We start from the raw sequence: 20,106 nt of genomic DNA, 5'->3' as shown, positions 1-20,106 counted from the left end.
CCCAAAGCCCAAAGCCCAAAGCCCAAAGCCCAAAGCCCAAAGCCCAAAGCCCAAAGCCCAAAGCCCAAAGCCCAAAGCCCAAAGGCAGGCCTATGTATAGCTCAGCCCTTCGCCGTGTTTTCGCTACCGCGCGAGCCGCCGCCGATGCTCTGTCCGGCGTTGCGCGCGAGCCCCATATAGCCGAGCACCGACAGCAGCGTCAGCACGCCGGCGAACAGGAACGCGAGGCGGAAATCGTCGAGCGTGAACACGTGGCCGCTGGTTTCGCCGTTGATCAGCGCCGCGACGCGCAGCGACACCGCGCCGAACGCGATGCCGAGGCCGATCGTCATCTGCGCGGCCGCGCTCCACAGCGTGCTGGCGCCGCTCATCTGCGGCTGCGGGATGTCGGCGTAGGCGAGGGTGGCGAGCGTCGAGAACTGCATCGAGCGCGCGACGCCGTACACGAACACCACGAACAGGATCAGCGCGAGCGGCACGTTCGGCGTCAGCAGCCCGCACGCGATGATGAACACGCCGGCAATCGTCACGTCGACGATCGACACCATCCGGAAGCCGTAGCGCTGCAGGATGCGCGTGGTCAGCGCCTTCATGCCGAGGTTGCCGAGCGCGCTCGCGAGCAGCAGCAGGCCCGAGCGGAATGCCGACAGCCCGAAGCCGACCTGGAACAGCAGCGGCATCAGGTACGGCACCGCGCCGATGCCGATGCGCGTGAACGAGCCGGTGATGACCGTCACCGAGAACGTCGGCACTTTCAGCGTCGACACGTCGACGAGCGGATACGGATGATGTTTCGCGTGCAGGAACGCGATCGCGCCGACCGTCAGACCGCCCAGCACGACCGCGCCCGCGAGCCACGGATTGGTGGCCGGCTGGCTCGCGAGTTCCGCGCCGTACAGGATCGCGGTCAGCGCGACGCCGCTCAGCAGCAGGCCGACGACGTCGAGCGGCTTGCGTTCGGTGCCGCGCAGGTTCGGCACGATCGCGAGTGCCACCGCGATCGCCGCGAGGCCGAACGGCACGTTCAGCAGAAAGATCCAGCGCCACGACGCATAGGTCGTGATGAAGCCGCCGATCGGCGGGCCGACCACCGGCGCCGCGATGGCCGGCCAGGTGATCGTCGAGATGGCCTGCATCATGCGGCTCTTCTCGGTGCTGCGGACCACGATCAGACGCCCGACCGGCACCATCATCGCGCCGCCGATGCCTTGCAGCAGCCGCGCGGCGGTGAATTCGGTCACGTTCTGCGACAGCCCGCAGAGGATCGACGCCACCGTGAACACACCGATCGCGCTGACGAACACGGTGCGCGCGCCGCAGCGGTCGGCGACCCAGCCGCTCGCCGGAATGAAGATCGCGAGCGCCAGCATGTAGGCGGTCATGCCGAGGCTCAGGCTGTTCGGGCCGACGCCGAACGAGTGCGCCATCTGCGGCAGCGCGGTGGCGATCACCGTGGTGTCGAGATACTCCATGAAGAAGGTGGCCGCGACGATGTACGGCAGCCAGCCGACGTGCGCGTTGCGGGTAGTGCCGGTGCTCATTGGGCGAGCTCCGCGGGGCGGCGCATCGGGATGCGCGCGGAATGGACCGGAGTGGGCGTGGCATCGGCACCGACATGCCGGCGCGATGCGCGCGAGAAGATCGACTTCATGAGCTGGCGACTACCTTTCGATTGCGTTGGGGCTGGCCCGTGGGCCAGCCCCGAATCGTAACGCAATAAATGGCGACACACCGGGGAGGCAGCGGCGACACCCCGGCGTCGCAGCGACGACGCATGCGCGCCCGCCGCTCAATCCTTCGCCGCGTATTCCTTGTCCAGCCGGTCGTACAGCGGCTTGTTGACGAGTCGCTGGCGCTCGCTGAACGGCGCGACGATCGTCGCGTCCTCGTCGAGGCGGCCGTTGCTTTGCAGCGTGCCGAGCGCGCGCTGCATGCCGAGCACCGCGCCTTGCAGCGCCGCGTTCGCGTACAGCACGATGCCGTAGCCGAGCTTGCCGAGCGCGTCGCGCGACTGCACCGGCGTCTTGCCGCCGATCACGATGTTGATCAGCTGCGGCACGTCGAACAGCCCCGGCAGCCGCTCGATGTCGGCCAATGATTCGGTCGCCTCGATGAACAGGATGTCGGCGCCTGCCTCGATGAAGCGATGGCCGCGCTCGATCGCGTCCTCGATGCCGTGGACCGCCGCCGCGTCGGTGCGCGCCATGATCTGCAGGTTCGCGTCTTCGCGCGCATCGACGGCCGCGCGGATCTTGCCGACCATCTCGCTCGTCGCGACGACTTCCTTGCCCGAGAAGTGGCCGCATTTCTTCGGCATCACCTGGTCTTCGAACTGGATCACGTCGGCGCCGCTGCGCTCGAGCACGCGCACGGTCTGGCGGACGTTCAGCGCGTTGCCGAAGCCGGTGTCGGCATCGACGATCAGCGGCAGCGCGACCGCGTCGCGGATCCGCGCGGTGTGCTCGGCGACTTCCGCGAGGCCGATGAAGCCGAGGTCCGGCAGCCCGAGCGACATATTGGTGACGCCCGCGCCGGTGATGTAGACCGCCTCGAAACCGGCGTCCTCGATCACGCGCGCGCTCATCGCATTGAACGCGCCGGGCACGAGCAGGCCCTGACGCTGGTTGACCTTGGCGCGGAACGCGGCGCGGCGGGTGGCGGAAGTGGTGGTCATGATGCGGGTCTCCTGAAGGAAAGTCGGTGGTGAAGCGCGGGCGTCATTTTGCAGGAAGCGTGCCATTGGCGGTGTCGCGCGCGCGGGTGGTCGGTTATTCCAAGAGATCAACGGCTTGCGCGCAATCGGCTCGGCGTGTGTGTTCGTGGCACAATCGGTGAAACGTTTCATGAAACGTTCCGTGGAACGTTTCAGCCGAGGAGAGCCGCCGTGTCCACGTTCAACCCGTTCGTCGCGAATCCGATCGCGCCCGCCGATGCCGGCCGTCCCGGCGTCGCACTCGTCAGTATCAGCCGGCTGCAGTCGCTTTGCGAGGCGGTCGCGCCGCGCTACGCCGGGCGCGCGAAATTCTTCACCGTCCGGGAAGGCTACGGCGCGGCGGTCGCCGCGCTGCAAGCCTATGTGGACGCGGGTTCGGTCGACGTCGTGCTGTCCGCCGGTTCGAACGGCGCGTATCTGCGCGAGAACCTCAGCGTGCCGGTCGTGATGGTCAAGGTGAACGGCTTCGACGTGCTGAGCGCGCTCACGCGTGCCACCGCCACGTGGCCCGGCGCGCGCATCGGCCTCGTGCTGCACGAGGCGATCGCGCACGAACTGGCCGACCTCGGGCCGCTGCTCAATGTCGACCTGCGACAGCGTGCGTATCGTTCGATCGACGAAGTGCGGCTCGCGGTCGACCAGCTCGCGGCGCAAGGCTGCCGGGTGGTCGTCGGGGCCGGCATGGCCTGCGATCTGGCGCAGCAGGCGGGCATGGAGAGCGTGTTCCTGTATTCGCTCGCCGCGGTCGAGGAGGCGTTCGAGCGCTCCGTCGAACTGGCGCGCGTGAGCCGCCAGAAGGAATCGAAGCGCGTGCGCCTGAACCGGATCGTCGCGCATCTACGCGACGGCGTCGCCGCTTTCGACGAAGCCGGCCAGCTCGAAGCCGTCAATCCGGCGATGCTGGAACTGCTAGGTTTGGGGGCTGCGAGCGAAGTGTCGCGCGATGCCGAAGCCGCAGCCGAACTGCCCGAGCAGGTGGCCCGCGCACTCGCGCCGCTGCTGCGCGAGGCGCGTGCCGCCGACCAGCCGGTCGACGAGCGCGTCGAGCAGATCGGCGGGCGCGCGCTCATCGTCAATTGTGTGCCAATCGTCGAGCAGGGCGCGCGCGCCGGTTTCGTCGTGACCGCTCAGGACGCGCTCGTCGCGCAGCGGATCGACCACTCGCTGCGCACGAGTCAGCGGCCGAGGCATCTGGTCGCGCGTCATCAGCTCGATGACCTGATCGGCGCATCGCCGGCGCTCGCGCGGGTGCGCCGGCTCGCCCGCGCCGGCGCCGCGCACGACGCGACCGTGCTGCTCTCCGGCGAAAGCGGCACCGGCAAGGAACTGGTTGCGCAGGGGATCCACAACGCGAGCCGGCGGCGCGGCAATCCGTTCGTCGCGTTCAACTGCGCGGCGCTGCCGGAGGGGTTGATCGAAAGCGAGCTGTTCGGCCACGAGGAAGGGGCGTTCACCGGCGCGCGGCGCGGCGGCAAGCCGGGGCTGTTCGAAATTGCCCACACCGGCACGATCTTTCTCGATGAAATCGGCGAAATGCCGGCCGCGCTGCAAAGCCGGCTATTGCGCGTGCTGCAGGAGCGCGAGGTGATGAAGCTCGGCGCGAGCCGCGCGACCCCGGTCGACGTACGCGTGATCGCGGCCACGCATCGCGACCTGCCGGCGCTCGTCGAGCAGGGCGCGTTCCGCGCGGACCTGTATTTTCGATTGAATCTGCTTCAGATAAAATTGCCGCCGCTGCGCGAACGCCGCGCCGACATCGCGCCGCTGGCGCGGCACCTGCTGGGACGCAGCGCGTTGCAGTACGGGGTATCGGCGGCGGCGTCGGCACGGGTGCTCGCGTTGCTCGATCCGCTGTTCGAGCAATACGCATGGCCGGGCAATGTCCGCGAACTGGAAAATCTGCTCGTGCGCGCGGTGATCTACGTCAGCGGCATCGGTCACGATCCGTCGGACAATTTCGACGAACTGGCAGGGAACTCGACCATCACTGCGTTGCCAGACTGGCTGGCGGTGTTTCCCGAGTTCGGTCGGCTCGGGATCGCTATCGCGACAGCTGCGGTGGCTCCGGCTATCGCGCCGCCTGAAGTCGCCGCGCCGGGCAGCACGGCGCCGCGTGCCACTCCTACCCGCGAGGACGTACTGCGCGCCCTCGACCAGGCAGGCGGCAATCGTGCCGCCGCGAGCCGCGCACTCGGCATCGGCCGAACCACGTTGTGGCGACTTCTGAAGGATTGAAGAAGGACTGAAACGCCCCCCAATGACACTCGATAGTCTGCACCGGTAAAATAAATAGTGACAGACTATCAATCTCATTAACACAATCCGCTTTACCTATTAAGTGTAGTCTGACATACTCGCTCTACTTCCCAACCACTCACAAAGAGGATTCAGCAAATGCCGATCATCAACAGTCAAGTCAAACCGTTCAAGGCACAGGCTTACGTCAATGGCGATTTCAAGACCGTCACGGAAGAAGACCTGAAGGGCAAGTGGTCGGTTTTCGTGTTCTACCCGGCTGACTTCACCTTCGTGTGCCCGACCGAACTGGGCGACCTGGCCGATCGTTACGACGAGTTCAAGAAGCTGGGCGTCGAAATCTACAGCGTGTCGACCGACACGCACTTCACGCACAAGGCATGGCACGACACGTCGGACACGATCCAGAAGATCAAGTACCCGATGCTGGCTGACCCGACGCTTGCCATCTCGCGCAACTTCGACGTGCTGATCGAAGAAGAAGGTCTGGCACTGCGCGGCACGTTCGTGATCAACCCGGAAGGCGAAATCAAGCTGTGCGAAATCCACGACAACGGCATCGGCCGTGACGCTGGCGAACTGCTGCGCAAGGTTCAGGCTGCGCAATACATCGCCAAGCACCCGGGTGAAGTGTGCCCCGCCAAGTGGACGCCGGGCGCAGAAACGCTGACCCCGTCGCTGGACCTGATCGGCAAGATCTAAGGTTCGTGCAGCTCAGGCTGCATTCGTAGTCTGCATCTGGCCGGGATTCTTCCCGGCGCATCACCGCGCGAACCGCCGCTACGGCGCGTCGCGCGTCCCCGGGCCGCACACGTTGTATCTGACGCATGCGGGGCCGGGAACTCCACACCCCTCGTCACGGAATCGCAACGCCATGCTTGACGCCAATCTCAAGACTCAACTGAAAACGTACCTCGAAAAAGTTAGCAGGCCTATCGAACTCGTCGCATCGGTCGACGACAGCGCGAAGTCGCAGGAACTGCTGGCCTTGCTCAACGACATCGCGACGTTGTCGGAGCGCGTCACGGTGATCGAGCGTCGCGGCGACGACGAGCGCAAGCCGTCGTTTTCGATCGGAGAGGCGGGCAAGGCAAGCGGCATCCGTTTTGCCGGCATTCCGATGGGTCATGAATTCACGTCGCTCGTCCTCGCGTTGCTGCAGACGGGTGGCCATCCGGTCAAACTCGACGACGCGGTGATCGAACAGATCCGCAGTCTCGACGGCGACTATCAGTTCGAAACGTATTTCTCGCTGTCGTGCCAGAACTGCCCGGAAGTCGTGCAGGCGCTGAACGTGATGGCGCTGATCAATCCGCGCATCCGTCACGTCGCGATCGACGGCGCGCTGTTCCAGAACGAAGTCGAAGCGCGCCAGATCATGGCGGTGCCGATGATGTTCCTGAACGGCGAAATGTTCGGCCAGGGCCGCAGCAGCGTGAAGGAAATCCTCGCGAAGCTCGACACCAACGCCGGTGCGCGCGCTGCGAAGGAACTCGAGAACAAGCCGGTGTTCGACACGCTGATCGTCGGCGGTGGCCCGGCGGGCGCGGCGGCGGCGATCTACTCGGCGCGCAAGGGGATTGCAACGGGTGTCGTCGCCGAGCGCTTCGGCGGTCAGGTGCTCGACACGCTCGCGATCGAAAACTTCGTGTCGGTGCAGGAAACCGAAGGACCGAAGTTCGCGACCGCGCTCGAACAGCACGTGAAGGCCTATGACGTCGACATCATGGACGTGCAGCGCGCCGAAGCGCTGATTCCCGGCCGCATCAACGAAGTGCGTCTGGCCAACGGCGCGGTGCTGAAGGCGAAGACGATCATCCTCGCGACCGGCGCGCGCTGGCGCGAAATCAACGTGCCGGGCGAGCGCGAATACCGCAATCACGGTGTTGCGTACTGCCCGCACTGCGACGGCCCGCTGTTCAAGGGCAAGCGCGTCGCGGTGATCGGCGGCGGCAACTCGGGCGTCGAGGCGGCGATCGATCTCGCGGGTCTCGTGCGCGAAGTGACGCTGCTCGAATTCGGCGCCACGCTGCGTGCCGACGAAGTGCTGCAACGCAAGCTGCGCAGCCTGCCGAACGTGAAGATCGTCACCCAGGCGCAGACCACCGAAATCACCGGCGACGGCAAGAAGGTCAACGGTCTGGTGTACAAGGATCTCGCGTCGGGCGAAGTGAAGAAGGTCGAACTCGAAGGCGTGTTCGTGCAGATCGGTCTGGTGCCGAACACCGAATGGCTGAAGGGCACGATTGAGTTGTCGAAGCACGGCGAGATCGTCGTCGATGCACGCGGCGCGACGTCGGTACCGGGCGTGTTCGCCGCCGGCGACGTGACCACGGTGCCGTACAAGCAGATCGTGATCGCGGTCGGTGAAGGCGCGAAGGCATCGCTTTCCGCGTTCGATCATCTGATCCGCAACAGCGCGGACGAAGAGAGCGAGACGGTCGCCGAAGCGGTGGTCTGACGCGTTCGGGTAGTTCGATGTTGTGAGTGGTAGAGCGGCGGCCTGTGGGCCGCCGTTTTTTATTTGCGGTGCGGGCTGCTTTGCAGCGTGCGTCATGCGGCGAGCGACGCCGCATAAAAAAAGCCACCCAATACGGGTGGCTTTTTCCATTTACGAACGCGCGTGATTCACGCGTTTATTCGACGGGCTTATCGATTCGCTTCGATCCGCTCATCGACCTGCTTAACCCCACAACGCCGAGGTTTCGATATTACGCAGATCGAACACCAGCACTTCCGCGTCGTGACCTTGCGAGAACGTCAGCGCTTCTTCGCCGCGCACCCGCGCGCCGTCGCCTTCGCCCAGCTCGACGCCGTTCACCGTGATGGTGCCGCGTGCCACGTGGACATACGCGTAGCGATCGCTGGCGAGTTCGAGTCGTGCGGTTTCGGCGCCGTCGAACAGGCCCGCATACACCCGCGCATCCTGCTGCAACTGCAGCGAACCGTCCGCGGCGTCCGGCGACAGCACGAGCCGCAACACGCCGCGCTTGTCGTTCGCGCTGAAATGCTGCTGCTGATAGCGCGGCGCCGTGCCTTGCCGTGCCGGCGCGATCCAGATCTGCAGGAAGTGCACCGGCTCGTTCTTCGAGTGGTTGTATTCGCTGTGCGCGACGCCCGTGCCCGCGCTCATCAACTGGATGTCGCCCGGTACGATCACCGAGCCGGTGCCCATCGTGTCCTTGTGTTCGAGCGCGCCTTCGAGCACGTACGAAAAAATCTCCATGTCGCGATGCGGATGCTTGCCGAAGCCTTGCGCGGGCGCGACACGGTCGTCGTTGATCACCAGCAGGTCGGAGAAGCCGTTCTGCTTCGGATCGTGGTAATTCGCGAACGAAAACGTGTGACGCGAGCTGAGCCAGCCATGTTCCGCGCGGCCACGTTGGTTGGCGTGTCTGATTTCGAGCATGCTTTTCTCCTTGGATGTTGTCTTCGATCCGGGCCAGATGTTTGGCTGCGATCCATGAACGACAGTGTAGGTCAATTCAGATGGCTATAATCGATGATAAAATGAAAACACTGTCACATTGGAGTGGACAAACCGCATGCAGCTCGATGATATGCGCATCTTCGTCGCGACTGTCGACGCCCATAACTTCACCGCCGCGGCGAATCGTCTGTCGCTGTCCAAGCAGTTCGTCAGCCGTCGGGTGATGGCGCTCGAGGAAGCGCTCGGCGTGCAGTTGCTGATCCGCAATACGCGCAAGCTGGCCGTGACCGATCTCGGCCAGGAGTTCTACGAGCGCGCGAAGCGCATCCTCGGCGAGGTCGAGGATGCCGAGCAGGCGATGTCGCTGCGCCGCGCCGGGCCGCGCGGGCTACTGCGCGTGAGTGCGCCGATGTCGTTCGGCATGATGCATCTGTCGCCGCTCGTCGCGTCGTTCCTGCGCGAGCACCGCGACGTGCGCTTCGATATGGAGCTGAGCGACCGCGCGGTCGACGTGATCGGCGAGGGCTTCGACATGGCGATTCGCATCGGCACGCTGGCGGATTCGTCGCTGATCGCGCAGAAGCTGATCGACGTGCGGATGGTCGCGTGTTGCAGTCCCGCCTATCTGCGGCGGCACGGCACGCCGAGCGTGCCGGCCGACCTCGCGAAGCACGAGTGCCTGCTGTACGGCCATGGCGGCGCGGTGAGCTGGGAGTTCAGGATCGACGGCGCGGTGAAGAGCGTCGAGGTACGCGGACCGTTGCGCGCCAATAACGGCGATCTGATTCGCGACGCCGCCGTCGAGGGGCTCGGCATCGTTCGGCTTCCTGATTTTATCGTCGCTGCTGCGCTGCAGAGCGGGCAACTGGTGCCCGTGCTCGAAGCGTTCCTGCCGACGGCGACGGGTGTCTATGCGGTGTACCCGCAGCATCGGCAGAGTTCGGTGACGATCCGGGCGTTTGTCGAGTTTCTGCGCAAGCATCTGCGGAAGCTGGCGGGGTGAGGGCGGGGTGAGCGGCCCAATTTGCTAGCCGCCCAAGTTGCCCAAGTTGCTCGGGCGGCCAGCCCGCCGAATACCCATCAGCCGTCGCGGAAAATAAAGCTATACGCGCTCAGCGCCGGCACGCCGCCCAGGTGCGCATACAGCACGCGCGAGCCTTCCGGAAACTCGCCGTTGCGCACCTTCTCGATCATGCCGTGCATCGATTTGCCCTCGTAGACCGGATCGGTCAGCACGCCTTCGAGCCTCGCGCACAGGCGGATCGCTTCGAGCGTGCCGTCGTTCGGCAGGCCGTATTCCGGGCCGCCGTAACGCTCGTCGAGCACGACGTCGCGCGCAGTGATGTCGCGGCCGAGGTCGACGCTCTCCGCGGTGTGCTTCGCGATCCGCATGATCTGCTCGCGCGTTTGCGCGGGTTTCGCCGATGCATCGATACCGATCACGCGCTCCGCGCGGCCGTCCGCCGCAAAGCCGACGATCATGCCTGCCTGCGTGCTGCCCGTCACCGAACACACGACGATGTAGTCGAACTGGAAGCCGAGCTCGGCCTCCTGCTGCCGCACTTCCTCCGCGAAGCCGACGAAACCGAGCCCGCCCAACGGATGATCGGAGCAGCCGGCCGGAATCGCATACGGTTTGCCGCCGGCCGCGCGCACGCTTTCGAGCGCGTCCTCCCAGCTTTTGCGAAAGCCGATGTCGAAACCGTCCGGCACGAGCCGCACGTCGGCGCCCATCATGCGCGACATCTGGATATTGCCGACGCGGTCGTACACCGCGTCCGAGTAGTTGACCCAGTTCTCCTGCACGAGCACGCACTTCAGACCCAGATGCGCGGCGACCGCCGCGACCTGGCGCGTCTGGTTCGACTGGATGCCGCCGATCGACACCAGTGTGTCGCAGCCCTGCGCGAGCGCATCGGGGATCAGATATTCGAGCTTGCGGGTCTTGTTGCCGCCGAACGCGAAGCCGCTATTGCAGTCCTCGCGTTTCGCATACAGCTGCACCTTGCCGCCGAGGTGTTCGCTCAGGCGCTTGAGCGGCTGGATCGGCGTCGGGCCGAAGGTGAGCGGGTAGCGGGGGAATCGTTGCAGGTTCATCGCGGCTCCATGGTGGTGAATTCGGTGGCTTCATGGTAGAAAAAACCGAGAGAAATGAGCTTGCGAAAAAAAATACCAACGCATACGTTTGGAAAATAAATTGTGACCTTCTTTTAAGAAAAGTTTGCTTATCAGCCTATGAGCACAATAAAAGTTCGCACGGTTAAAGTTGGAACGACGCGTACCGGTAAAACTACCGCCAGAACCGGGGCAGCCGGCAAGACCGCAAGCCGGTCGGCGCCGTCTACGCAGCCGGCCCCGGCTGCGTCCACGGCCAACGCTTCGGCTGCCACCCAGCCCACGCTCGACCGCATCGACCGCGCGATCCTGCGGCAATTGCAAACCGATGCATCGATTTCGAACGTCGCGCTCGCGGCCAGGGTGAAGCTGAGCGCGCCGGCCTGTCTGCGGCGCGTCGAACGGCTCAAGGCGTCGGGGCTGATTCGCGGCGTGGTCGCGTTGCTCGATCCGAAGGCGGCGGGCGCGGGCATGTTGGTGATCATTGGCGTGGTGCTCGATCGCTCGACGCCGGAGTCGTTCGCCGAGTTCGAGAAGGCCGCGCAGAACGTCGCGGGCTGCATGGAGTGCCACGTCGTGACCGGCGAGTTCGACTATTTCATGGTGATCCGCACGCGCGACAGCGACAGCTTCAATCGTCTGCACGCCGAGCAACTGCTGTATCTGCCGGGCGTGCGGCAGATCCGCTCGTTCATGGTGCTGAAGGAAATCCTGTCGACGACGAAATTTCCGCTGTAGGCCGCGCAAGCGGAGCGGAAAACGCGCATGCTGTCATGAGCGGAGCGGCGGCGGGTTCGCTCGTGGAGCGGTCGCCGGGCGACGTTGTGCGGCGCCATGCATGCTCGCGTGCGGCTTCGCGGTCAGGCGGCCGCCGTAGCGCGAGGCGGATCGACGCCGCCCCGAGCGTGGCTTGAATGAGGAGGTGCGGGATGAACATCGGCGAACGCAAGGGTGCCCGTCGCGGTTATGAACGCGGCACTAAAGACGGTTCGGAAAACGGCGATGGTCCTCACGCCGGTCTCCATGCCGGGAAGCTCACCAACGCCGCCAACGCTACTAGCGCTACTAGCGCTACTAACGCGGCCAATGCGGCCAATGCGGTAAACCTGGCCAATGCGGCCAAGCCAAACCATCCCATTTCCCCAGCCCACCCCGCGACGCACCCACGCCCCACAACCAATCGACGGCCACTCCGCATCAGCATCAGCATCACCGCGAGCCTACTGACCTTCCTGCTCACCCAACCGCTGGCGGCATCGGCGGAAACGGCGGTCGTGATCGCCCCACCCGCGCTCGACGAACCGCTTGCCGCGAGCACCGCGCACGAGGAGACGGCGGTGTTCGCCGGCGGCTGCTTCTGGGGCGTGCAGGGCGTGTTCCAGCACGTGCGCGGCGTCACGAAGGCCGTGTCCGGTTATTCCGGCGGCACGCGCGAGACCGCCGGCTACGAGATCGTCAGCGGCGGCGAGACCGGCCACGCGGAATCGGTGCAGGTGACCTTCGATCCCGCCCGGGTCACCTACGGCCAACTGTTGCAGGTCTATTTCTCGGTGATTCACGACCCGACCGAACTCAACCGCCAGGGGCCCGACAGCGGCACGCAATACCGCTCGGCGGTGTTTCCGTTGAACGACACGCAGCGGCGCGTCGCACAAGGCTATATCGCGCAACTCGACCGGTCGCATGCGTTCCCGGCACCGATCGTCACGAAGACCGAGCCGTACAGGGGTTTCTATCCGGCCGAGTCGTATCACCAGAATTACCTGACGCTGCATCCGGATTCGGCTTATATCGCGATCAACGACATGCCGAAAGTTGCCAGTCTGAAGCGTCTGTTCCCTCATCTATATCGCGACAAACCTGTGCTGGTCGACGCGGCGCAGTAGCGTCGCGTCTTCGCGCGCTCTTTCCGGCTCCAGGTTTTCGGCGATGCGGCGGTGCAGTCGCACCGCTGCGGCTCGCCGTCATCAAACCTCCACAGACTTGGCGCATATCTTGCGAATCAGCTTGCCGTCGTCGCGCGTTTTCGCCGTATCGCGCATCGCAGCGTTCGTGCAAGCCGTGAACCGGCTCGCCGCGGCTCTGGAGCCACGTGGACTCGCGATGCTTCACTCAGGCCAGGCGGCGCGCGTCGTCTTACTGGAAAAATTACACGCCGTCAGTAGTAGCGCGGCGCTCGCTCGAGCTTTCTGGGTCCGCGCTGGACCCCGGGCGGGAACATTAACGGGCACATAAGCTCCTCGCGACTGCGGGATCGGAGGCTTCTGGTGTGGATCGGCCGTAGAAAGAAGCGGGGCGCGACGCCTCGCCACCAACAAACCGGCATCGCGGCGACTTCGCTGGTCGTCGCGGCTCTTGGCGGGATGGCGTGGATGCCGAACGCGGCACAAGCGCAGACGCCGTCGCCGCTCGGCGAATGGCAGTACTCGGTGGGCATACCGCTGCAGAAGATGTGGCAGCCGAACATCCCCGACTGGCAGGTGCGCCTCGGCGCGGCGGCGTCGTTCCAGCCGCGCTTCGAAGGCTCGGACCGCTATCACGTGGTGGGCGGCCCGAGCATCGACGTGCGCTACAAGGATCTGTTCTTTCTGTCGAGCGGCGAGGGCTTCGGCGTCAACTTCGCGCAGGGCCAGAACTGGCGCATGAGTCTCGCGGCCGTCTACGATCTCGGCCGACGCGCGCGCGACGACCCGCAGGAGCTCGACGGCCTCGGCAACATCAACGTGGCGCCGGGCCTGAAGCTATCGGGCGAATACGTAGTGTCGAAGAACTTTCCGCTGGTCGTGCGCGCGGACATTCGCCGCTATTTCGGCGGCTCGAACGGCTGGATCGGCGACATCGGCGCGTATCTGCCGATGCCTGGCAGCTCGAAGCAATTCTTCTGGTTCGCCGGACCGAACGTGACGCTCGCGAATTCGAAGTACATGAACAGCTGGTTCGGCGTCAATCAGGAGCAGGCCGCGCACTCGCAGTATTCGCAGTACCACGCGAGCGCCGGTTTCAAATCGGTGGGCTTTGGCGTCAGCGCGATCTGGCTGTTCAACAAGCACTGGTTCGCGACCGCCGATGGCGCGTTCGAGCAACTGGTCGGTAGCGCGGGCAATAGTCCGATCGTCCGGAGCCGCGCGACCGGCGTCGCCGATGTGTCGATCAATTACCGGTTCTGACGCGGCATTTCTGAAGCGGCATGCGGGGCCGCTTCGGAAGCGCGGCGGTTGGGCTCGCTTGTCGGGTGACCTTCCTGAGGTGCCCGCTGCACCCAGCGGGGCGGCGCGGCAAGCGCCGCGCCCAGGGCTTGCGTCTTTTCTTCCCACTGTCTTTTTCACTACTCCCGCCGCTCGCACCGCCTTCCCTCCGCAACGCCGCTGCATTCCCCACCTCGTCCCCGCCCGCATCGACGCAACCACGAACCCGCGGCATGGGTATATCGCTTGCTGCCTCGATGAGTACGAGTGAGCACGCGCCCGCGCCCTCGAACAAAGGAACCAAGGAGTGTATCCCCATGGCAGGTAAAGCGAATACCCAGAAGGCCGCCGCCCGGTCGGCCGGGACGAACCCGACGAACGATCCCAAGTCGCGCGATCTCGAACGCAATCGCGTCAGCCCGCAAGGCGAAGCGCTGCGCACCAATCAGGGCGTGAAGATCGCCGACAACCAGAACACGCTGCGCGCGGGTCCGCGCGGCCCGTCGCTGCTCGAAGATTTCATCATGCGTGAAAAGATCACGCACTTTGACCACGAGCGGATTCCCGAGCGCATCGTGCATGCGCGCGGCTCGGCCGCGCATGGCATCTTCAAGGTGTATGAATCGATGCGCGAGTACACCAAGGCCGCGTTCCTGCAGGACCCGGCGGTCGAAACGCCGGTCTACGTGCGCTTCTCGACCGTGCAGGGACCGCGCGGTTCGGCCGACACCGTGCGCGACGTGCGCGGCTTCGCGGTCAAGTTCTACACGCAGGAAGGCAATTACGATCTGGTCGGCAACAACATGCCGGTGTTCTTCATTCAGGATGCGATCAAGTTTCCGGACTTCGTGCACGCGGTGAAACCGGAGGCGCCGAACGAAATGCCGACCGGCGGTTCCGCGCACGACACGTTCTGGGACTTCGTTTCGCTGGTCCCCGAATCGGCGCACATGGTGCTGTGGACGATGTCGGACCGCGCGATTCCGCGTAGTCTGCGCACGATGGAGGGCTTCGGCATCCACACGTTCCGCTTCGTCAACGCGAAGGGCCAGGCCCGCTTCGTCAAGTTTCACTGGCGGCCGGTGCTCGGTTCGTATTCGCTGCTGTGGGATGAGGCGCAGAAGCTCGCGGGCAAGGACCCGGATTTTCATCGGCGCGATCTGTGGGACGCGATCGAGCGCGGCGACTATCCCGAGTTTGAACTCGGCGTGCAGATCGTCGAGGAAGCGGACGAGCACAAGTTCGACTTCGATCTGCTCGATCCGACCAAGCTGATTCCGGAGGAGCGGGTGCCGGTGAAAATCATCGGCAAGATGACGCTCAATCGCAATCCGGACAACTTCTTCGCCGAGACCGAGCAGGTGGCGTTTCATCCGGGTCATGTGGTGCCGGGCATCGATTTCAGCAACGATCCGCTGTTGCAGGGGCGGCTGTTCTCGTACACGGATACGCAGATCAGCCGGCTCGGCGGCCCGAATTTCCACGAGATTCCGATCAACCGGCCGGTCTGCCCGTATGTGAACAATCAGCGCGACGCGATGCATCGGCAGGCGATTCACGTCGGTCAGGCGTCGTACGAACCGAACTCGCTGAACGACGGCTGGCCGAAGGAAACCGACCCGGCCGCCGAGGACGGTGGCTTCGAAAGCTATCAGGAGCGCGTCGACGGCACGAAGATTCGCGTGCGCAGCGAGTCGTTCGCCGATCACTTCTCGCAGGCCGCGCTGTTCTACAACAGCATGTCGCAGCCCGAGAAAGACCATATCGCGGCGGCTTATCAGTTCGAGCTGGGGAAGGTCACGAAGCCCGAGATTCGCGCGCGCGTCGTCAACGAGATCCTCGCGAACTTCGACGCGGATCTCGCCGCCACGGTCGCCGAAGGGTTGGGGCTGCCGGCGCCGAAGAAGGGCACCGCGAAGCTGGTCGGGCCGAAGAGTTCGCCCGCATTGAGTCTGATGAACCGCGTCAAGCCCGGCATCAAGACCTGCAAGATCGCGCTGCTCGCCGCGCCCGGTTCCGATGGCGCCGCGATCAGGCAGTTGCAGCAGGCGCTGGGCGGCGAAGGCGCGGTGCCGATGCTGATCGCGCCGACGCTCGCGGAAATCGACGGCCTCGCGCCGGACGCGACGATCGCCGGGCTGCCGTCGATCATGTTCGATGGGGTGATCGTCGTCGGCGGTGCGAAGGGGGCGAAGACGCTCGCGCAATCGGGCGACGCGCGGCATTTCGTGCTCGAGGCGTTCAAGCATCTGAAGGCGATCGCCGCGCTCGGCGCGGGGCGCGACGTGCTCACCGCCGCGCAGTTACCGGACCATGCGGATGGCGTCGCGACCGGCGACGATCAGCAATCCGCCGACGTGCTGAAGGCTTTTATCGCGGCGGCCGAGCAGCATCGCGTGTGGTCGCGCGCGGCGCAGGCCGAATCGGTGCCGGCGTAAGTGGTCCTGCATAAGCGGTGCTGCATGAGCGGTGCTGCATGAGCGGACCAACGCACCGGTTGCGACGGCGCTGCACGCGGTGAGCGCAGTACCGCGGCGCGCCGCGCAAGCGCTCGGTGAACACACCTGGCCGGTACGAACCGGCCAGTTTTTTTGCGCTTGACGACGCCCCGGACAAACCCTCGCGCGAGCCCGCCGGTTCCGCGCGCGGCCATATGCAGCAAGCCTCGGCGCGAGCGCATCCATTTTCAAGATGAACCTCGTGCTTGTATGATGACGGCGGCCGTGTCGCGATGAAAACCACCGCACGTCAATCCGAAAAATATTCCGCATCGACCCGATTCACCATGCCGAAAACAGAAAAAATGACCGCCGCGCCGGCCGTCGATCAACTGCGTTTTCGCCGCATCCTGCGCCGCAATCTCGCGCTGCCTCTCGGCGTCGGCCTCGTCACGATGGCGCTGTTCGTCGGGCTGATCGCCTACCTCGTATCGACGATGAACTGGGCCGAGCATTCCGAGCGCGTGATCGGCAACGCCAACGAAATGCTGCGCCTCGCGGTGGATCGCGAGTCGTCGATGCGCGGCTTCCTGATCACCGCCGACGAAAGCTTCCTCGCGCCGTATGAAAACGGCGGCCCGAAGTTCAGGGCGCAGCTCGACGCGCTGCAGAAGCTCGTCGCCGACAACCCGCCGCAAGTCGAGCGGCTCAAGCAGATTCAGGCGCTGCAGCAGCGCTGGAGCCGTTTCGCCGAAGAGATCATCGACGCACGCCGGCGCAATCAGGACTACGAAAGCGCGATCGCGACCGGGCGTGGCAAGGTCGAGTTCGACGAAATCCGTCGCGAATTCGACGATTTTCTCGACGTCGAATTGCGCCTGCGCCAGCAGCGCGCCGAAGCGACGCGCGGTGTCACGGCGACACTGGTCGGCGCGTTCCTGCTGTTTAGCCTCATCGTCAGCGGGCTGCTTGCATGGCGCGGGCGTCGCGAGTTGCTGGGCCTGTCGGAGACTTACGACGCCGCGCTGCGTCAGCAGGCCGAACAGACCGGCAAGCTGCAACAGCAGGTCTGGTTGCGCTCCGGCCAACGGTTGCTCGCGGAGAAGGTAGTCGGGCAGACGAGCCCGCAACTGGTCGGTCGCGCGATGCTCGAATTTCTGGCCCAGTATCTGGACGTCGTGGTGGCCGTGCTCTACGTGCGCGACCGGCAGCACGGCACGCTGCGGCGCGTCGCGACTTACGGCTTCAGCCGCGAAAGCGAGCAGGGCGCGGCGCTCAGTTTCGAGGACGGCGAGACGCTGATCGGTCAGGCCGCGCGCTCGCGCCGCACGATGGTGCTGCGCGAGGTGCCCGAGCACTATGTGCAGGTCGCGTCGGCCACCGGCAAAAGCGCGCCGCGCAATCTGCTGATCGCACCGCTCGACAACGACGGCCAGGTGAACGGGGTCGTCGAAATGGGCTTTCTGCGCGACGTGATGCCGCGCGACGAAGAACTGATCGAGCTGATCCGCAACAGCATGGGCGATTTCGTCGAGGCGGCGCTGTATCGCGAGCGTCTGCAGGACGTGCTTGCCGAGACGCAGCAGTTGAACGAGGAGCTGCAGGTCCAGCAGGAAGAATTGCGCGTCTCCAACGAAGGGCTCGAAGAACGCGGCCGCGCGCTGCTGGACTCGCAGCGGCGTCTCGAAGCGCAGCAGGCCGAACTCGAACAGACCAACGTGCAGCTCGAGGAATACGCGCAACGGCTGGAGCGGCAGAAGTCGGATCTGCTGCGCGCGCAGAACGATCTCGCGGCCAATGCGGAGCGCCTCGAACAGTCGAGCCGCTATAAGTCCGAGTTCCTCGCCAACATGTCGCACGAATTGCGCACGCCGCTGAACAGCTCGCTGATTCTCGCGAAGCTGCTGCAGCAGAACCGCGGCGGCAATCTGACCGACGAGCAGGTGCGCTACGCGGAGACGATCTACGCCTCGAACAGCGATCTGCTGGTGCTGATCAACGACATCCTCGATCTGTCGAAGGTCGAAGCGGGGCAACTGACGGTCGAAGCCGAAACGGTATCGCTCGACGCGACGCTGCAGTCGCTGGAGGACATGTTCCGGCCGCTCGCCGCGACGCGGCGGTTGCGGCTCGCGTTCGACAGCTTGCCGGGCACGCCGGATACGTTCGTCACCGACGCGCAGCGGCTCACGCAGATTCTGCGCAACCTGTTGTCGAACGCGTTGAAGTTCACCGAGCACGGCGAAGTGACGCTCGCGGTGGCGCCGGTCGGCGATGACGCGCTTCGCTTCGACGTGCGCGATTCGGGCATCGGCATCGCGCCCGACAAGCTGGAGATGATCTTCGAGGCGTTCCAGCAGGCCGACGGTTCGACGAGCCGGCAATACGGCGGCAGCGGACTGGGACTGTCGATTTCGCGCGAGCTGGCGCGGCTGCTCGGCGGGCGTATCACGGTGGCGAGCGAAGTGGGCAAGGGCAGCGTGTTTACGCTGTGGCTGCCGCGCGATGCGCTGGCGGCGCGTGACGTGCCGGCCGCCAGCGACGGCGGGGCGATGAGTGGTGCGATAAGCAGTGCAATGAGCGACTCGACAAGCGGCGCAATGAGCGCGGCCGAGGCTCCGTTAATGCGCGCTCCAGCGGAGCCTGTACCGGCCACGGCGCTCTCGCCCGTGAACGGCGTATCGGTCATAGCGACAGCCGCGACCCCAACGTCCCCGCCGACCGACAGCGCCGAACCAGCCAAACCCGCTGCCGCATCGATTCCCGACGACCGCGACCAGCGCACCCGCGCCGGCCGCCTGATCGTCGCGGTCGAAGACGATCTCGCGTTCGCCGAAATTCTGCGCGACCTCGTGCACGAACTCGACTTCGACTTCGTACACGCGAGCGACGCCGCGAGCGGCCTCGCGCTGGTGCGCGACATGCGGCCGGCCGCGGTGCTGCTCGACATCGGCCTGCCGGACCGCTCGGGCCTCACCGTGCTCGAATGGCTGAAGAACGATCCGCTGACGCGTCATATTCCGATCCATATCGTGTCGGCCACCGACCACGCGGACAAGGCGCTGCACCTCGGCGCGATCGGCTACACGCTGAAGCCGACCGCGCGCTCGACGATGGAAGCCGCGATCCGCCGCCTTGAAGCGCGCCTGCAACAGCGGCTCAAACGCGTGCTGGTGATCGAGGACGACGCGCCGATGCGCGAGAGCATCCGCGCGCTGCTGCAAAGCGACAACACCGAGATCGTCGCGGTCGCGACGCTCGCCGACGCGTTCGAACGGTTGGAGGCGTTGAGCTTCGACTGCGTGGTCACCGACCTCGCGCTGCCCGACGGCACCGGCTACGATCTGCTCGAACGCCTCGCCGCGAACACCGCGCACGCGTCGCTGCCGGTGATCGTCTACACCGGCCGCATGCTGTCCGACGACGAAGAGCACCGGCTGCGCCGCTATTCGAAGTCGATCATCATCAAGGGCGCGAAGTCGCCGGAGCGGCTGCTCGACGAAGTCACGCTGTTTTTGCATAGCGTCGAGTCGTCGCTCGCGCCGGAGCAGCAACGCATGCTGCGTACCGTGCGGCAGCGCGACAATGCGTTCGAGGGCCGCACGATCCTGCTCGCCGAAGACGACGTGCGCAACATCTTCGCGCTGTCGCATGTGCTGGAGCCGCTCGGCGCGAAGCTGCTGATCGCGCGTAACGGCCGCGAGGCGCTCGACGAACTCGAAAACGGTCCCGACGTGCACCTCGTGCTGATGGACGTAATGATGCCGGAGATGGACGGCCTGACCGCGATGGGCGAGATCCGTCGCAATCCACGCTTCGCGCATCTGCCGATCATCGCGCTGACGGCGAAGGCGATGGCGAACGACCGCACGCGCTGTCTTGAGGCGGGCGCCGACGACTACGTATCGAAGCCGATCGACGTCGACAAGCTGGTCGCGCTGTGCCGCGTCTGGTTGCGGCAGCGTTGAC

Annotated in this window: 13 protein-coding genes; 9 read left to right on the top strand and 4 right to left on the bottom strand. The window is 65.2% G+C overall.

The window, feature by feature from the left end; all coding sequences use genetic code 11:
- Positions 1-101: 101 nt before the first annotated feature.
- Positions 102-1,541, bottom strand: a complete 1,440-nt coding sequence (locus HHL14_RS18335) for an MFS transporter (RefSeq protein ID WP_169499043.1) — start codon at positions 1,539-1,541, stop codon at positions 102-104.
- 248 nt (positions 1,542-1,789) lie between these two features.
- Entirely contained in the window at positions 1,790-2,674 is an 885-nt protein-coding gene (locus HHL14_RS18330; RefSeq protein WP_169499042.1) for an isocitrate lyase/PEP mutase family protein, read from the bottom strand.
- A gap of 210 nt (positions 2,675-2,884) precedes the next feature.
- Here HHL14_RS18330 and prpR point away from each other — a divergent pair, with 210 nt between their 5' ends.
- The 3 genes from prpR to ahpF all read left to right on the top strand — a co-directional run bounded on the left by prpR (position 2,885) and on the right by ahpF (position 7,430).
- Positions 2,885-4,948 (top strand): propionate catabolism operon regulatory protein PrpR, encoded by a 2,064-nt coding sequence (gene prpR / locus HHL14_RS18325; RefSeq protein WP_169499041.1) that lies wholly within the window; start codon positions 2,885-2,887, stop codon positions 4,946-4,948.
- Positions 4,949-5,107: 159 nt separating this feature from the next.
- Positions 5,108-5,671, top strand: a complete 564-nt coding sequence (ahpC, locus tag HHL14_RS18320; protein WP_169499040.1) for an alkyl hydroperoxide reductase subunit C — start codon at positions 5,108-5,110, stop codon at positions 5,669-5,671.
- A gap of 172 nt (positions 5,672-5,843) precedes the next feature.
- The gene (ahpF, locus tag HHL14_RS18315; RefSeq protein WP_169499039.1) at positions 5,844-7,430 is read left to right on the top strand and encodes an alkyl hydroperoxide reductase subunit F; all 1,587 of its coding nucleotides are present in this window, start codon (positions 5,844-5,846) and stop codon (positions 7,428-7,430) included.
- 222 nt (positions 7,431-7,652) lie between these two features.
- Here ahpF and HHL14_RS18310 read toward each other — a convergent pair whose 3' ends face one another.
- The gene (locus tag HHL14_RS18310; protein WP_169499038.1) at positions 7,653-8,378 is read right to left on the bottom strand and encodes a pirin family protein; all 726 of its coding nucleotides are present in this window, start codon (positions 8,376-8,378) and stop codon (positions 7,653-7,655) included.
- A gap of 136 nt (positions 8,379-8,514) precedes the next feature.
- Between HHL14_RS18310 and HHL14_RS18305 the strand changes: the two genes are divergently transcribed.
- Positions 8,515-9,402, top strand: coding sequence for a LysR family transcriptional regulator (locus HHL14_RS18305; RefSeq protein ID WP_169499037.1), 888 nt, complete (start codon positions 8,515-8,517; stop codon positions 9,400-9,402).
- Between the two features lie 77 nt (positions 9,403-9,479).
- Here the strand turns inward: HHL14_RS18305 and HHL14_RS18300 are convergent, their stop codons facing one another.
- Positions 9,480-10,496, bottom strand: a complete 1,017-nt coding sequence (locus HHL14_RS18300; RefSeq protein WP_169499036.1) for a 1-aminocyclopropane-1-carboxylate deaminase — start codon at positions 10,494-10,496, stop codon at positions 9,480-9,482.
- A gap of 138 nt (positions 10,497-10,634) precedes the next feature.
- Between HHL14_RS18300 and HHL14_RS18295 the strand changes: the two genes are divergently transcribed.
- The 5 genes from HHL14_RS18295 to HHL14_RS18275 all read left to right on the top strand — a co-directional run bounded on the left by HHL14_RS18295 (position 10,635) and on the right by HHL14_RS18275 (position 20,105).
- On the top strand, positions 10,635-11,252 hold the full coding sequence (locus HHL14_RS18295) for an Lrp/AsnC family transcriptional regulator (protein WP_230413115.1): 618 nt from the start codon (positions 10,635-10,637) through the stop codon (positions 11,250-11,252).
- Positions 11,253-11,716: 464 nt separating this feature from the next.
- Positions 11,717-12,400 carry a peptide-methionine (S)-S-oxide reductase MsrA gene (msrA, locus tag HHL14_RS18290; RefSeq protein WP_329601703.1) on the top strand — a complete coding sequence of 228 codons (684 nt, stop codon included), beginning with the start codon at positions 11,717-11,719 and terminating at the stop codon, positions 12,398-12,400.
- 477 nt (positions 12,401-12,877) lie between these two features.
- Complete coding sequence (locus HHL14_RS18285; RefSeq protein WP_230413120.1) at positions 12,878-13,681, top strand: MipA/OmpV family protein; 804 nt, start codon at positions 12,878-12,880, stop codon at positions 13,679-13,681.
- 275 nt (positions 13,682-13,956) lie between these two features.
- A complete protein-coding gene (katE, locus tag HHL14_RS18280) occupies positions 13,957-16,137 on the top strand; it encodes a catalase HPII (RefSeq protein ID WP_169499034.1) in 2,181 nt (726 codons plus the stop codon).
- 365 nt (positions 16,138-16,502) lie between these two features.
- The gene (locus tag HHL14_RS18275) at positions 16,503-20,105 is read left to right on the top strand and encodes a response regulator (RefSeq protein WP_169499198.1); all 3,603 of its coding nucleotides are present in this window, start codon (positions 16,503-16,505) and stop codon (positions 20,103-20,105) included.
- Position 20,106: the final 1 nt, after the last annotated feature.

Origin of the sequence: Paraburkholderia antibiotica (assembly GCF_012927125.1) — a bacterium.
GTDB lineage: Bacteria > Pseudomonadota > Gammaproteobacteria > Burkholderiales > Burkholderiaceae > Paraburkholderia > Paraburkholderia antibiotica.
Note: the sequence above shows the minus strand (reverse complement) of the source record. Positions and strands in the feature narration are given on the sequence as shown.

Excerpts from the sequence above, each read along its gene's own strand:
- HHL14_RS18335 (WP_169499043.1), bottom strand. The coding sequence starts at position 1,541 with ATGAGCACCGGCACTACCCGCAACGCGCACGTCGGCTGGCTGCCGTAC.
- HHL14_RS18330 (WP_169499042.1), bottom strand. The coding sequence starts at position 2,674 with ATGACCACCACTTCCGCCACCCGCCGCGCCGCGTTCCGCGCCAAGGTC.
- ahpC (WP_169499040.1), top strand. The coding sequence starts at position 5,108 with ATGCCGATCATCAACAGTCAAGTCAAACCGTTCAAGGCACAGGCTTAC.
- ahpF (WP_169499039.1), top strand. The coding sequence starts at position 5,844 with ATGCTTGACGCCAATCTCAAGACTCAACTGAAAACGTACCTCGAAAAA.
- HHL14_RS18310 (WP_169499038.1), bottom strand. The coding sequence starts at position 8,378 with ATGCTCGAAATCAGACACGCCAACCAACGTGGCCGCGCGGAACATGGC.
- HHL14_RS18305 (WP_169499037.1), top strand. The coding sequence starts at position 8,515 with ATGCAGCTCGATGATATGCGCATCTTCGTCGCGACTGTCGACGCCCAT.
- HHL14_RS18300 (WP_169499036.1), bottom strand. The coding sequence starts at position 10,496 with ATGAACCTGCAACGATTCCCCCGCTACCCGCTCACCTTCGGCCCGACG.
- HHL14_RS18295 (WP_230413115.1), top strand. The coding sequence starts at position 10,635 with ATGAGCACAATAAAAGTTCGCACGGTTAAAGTTGGAACGACGCGTACC.
- HHL14_RS18285 (WP_230413120.1), top strand. The coding sequence starts at position 12,878 with ATGGCGTGGATGCCGAACGCGGCACAAGCGCAGACGCCGTCGCCGCTC.
- katE (WP_169499034.1), top strand. The coding sequence starts at position 13,957 with ATGAGTACGAGTGAGCACGCGCCCGCGCCCTCGAACAAAGGAACCAAG.
- HHL14_RS18275 (WP_169499198.1), top strand. The coding sequence starts at position 16,503 with ATGACCGCCGCGCCGGCCGTCGATCAACTGCGTTTTCGCCGCATCCTG.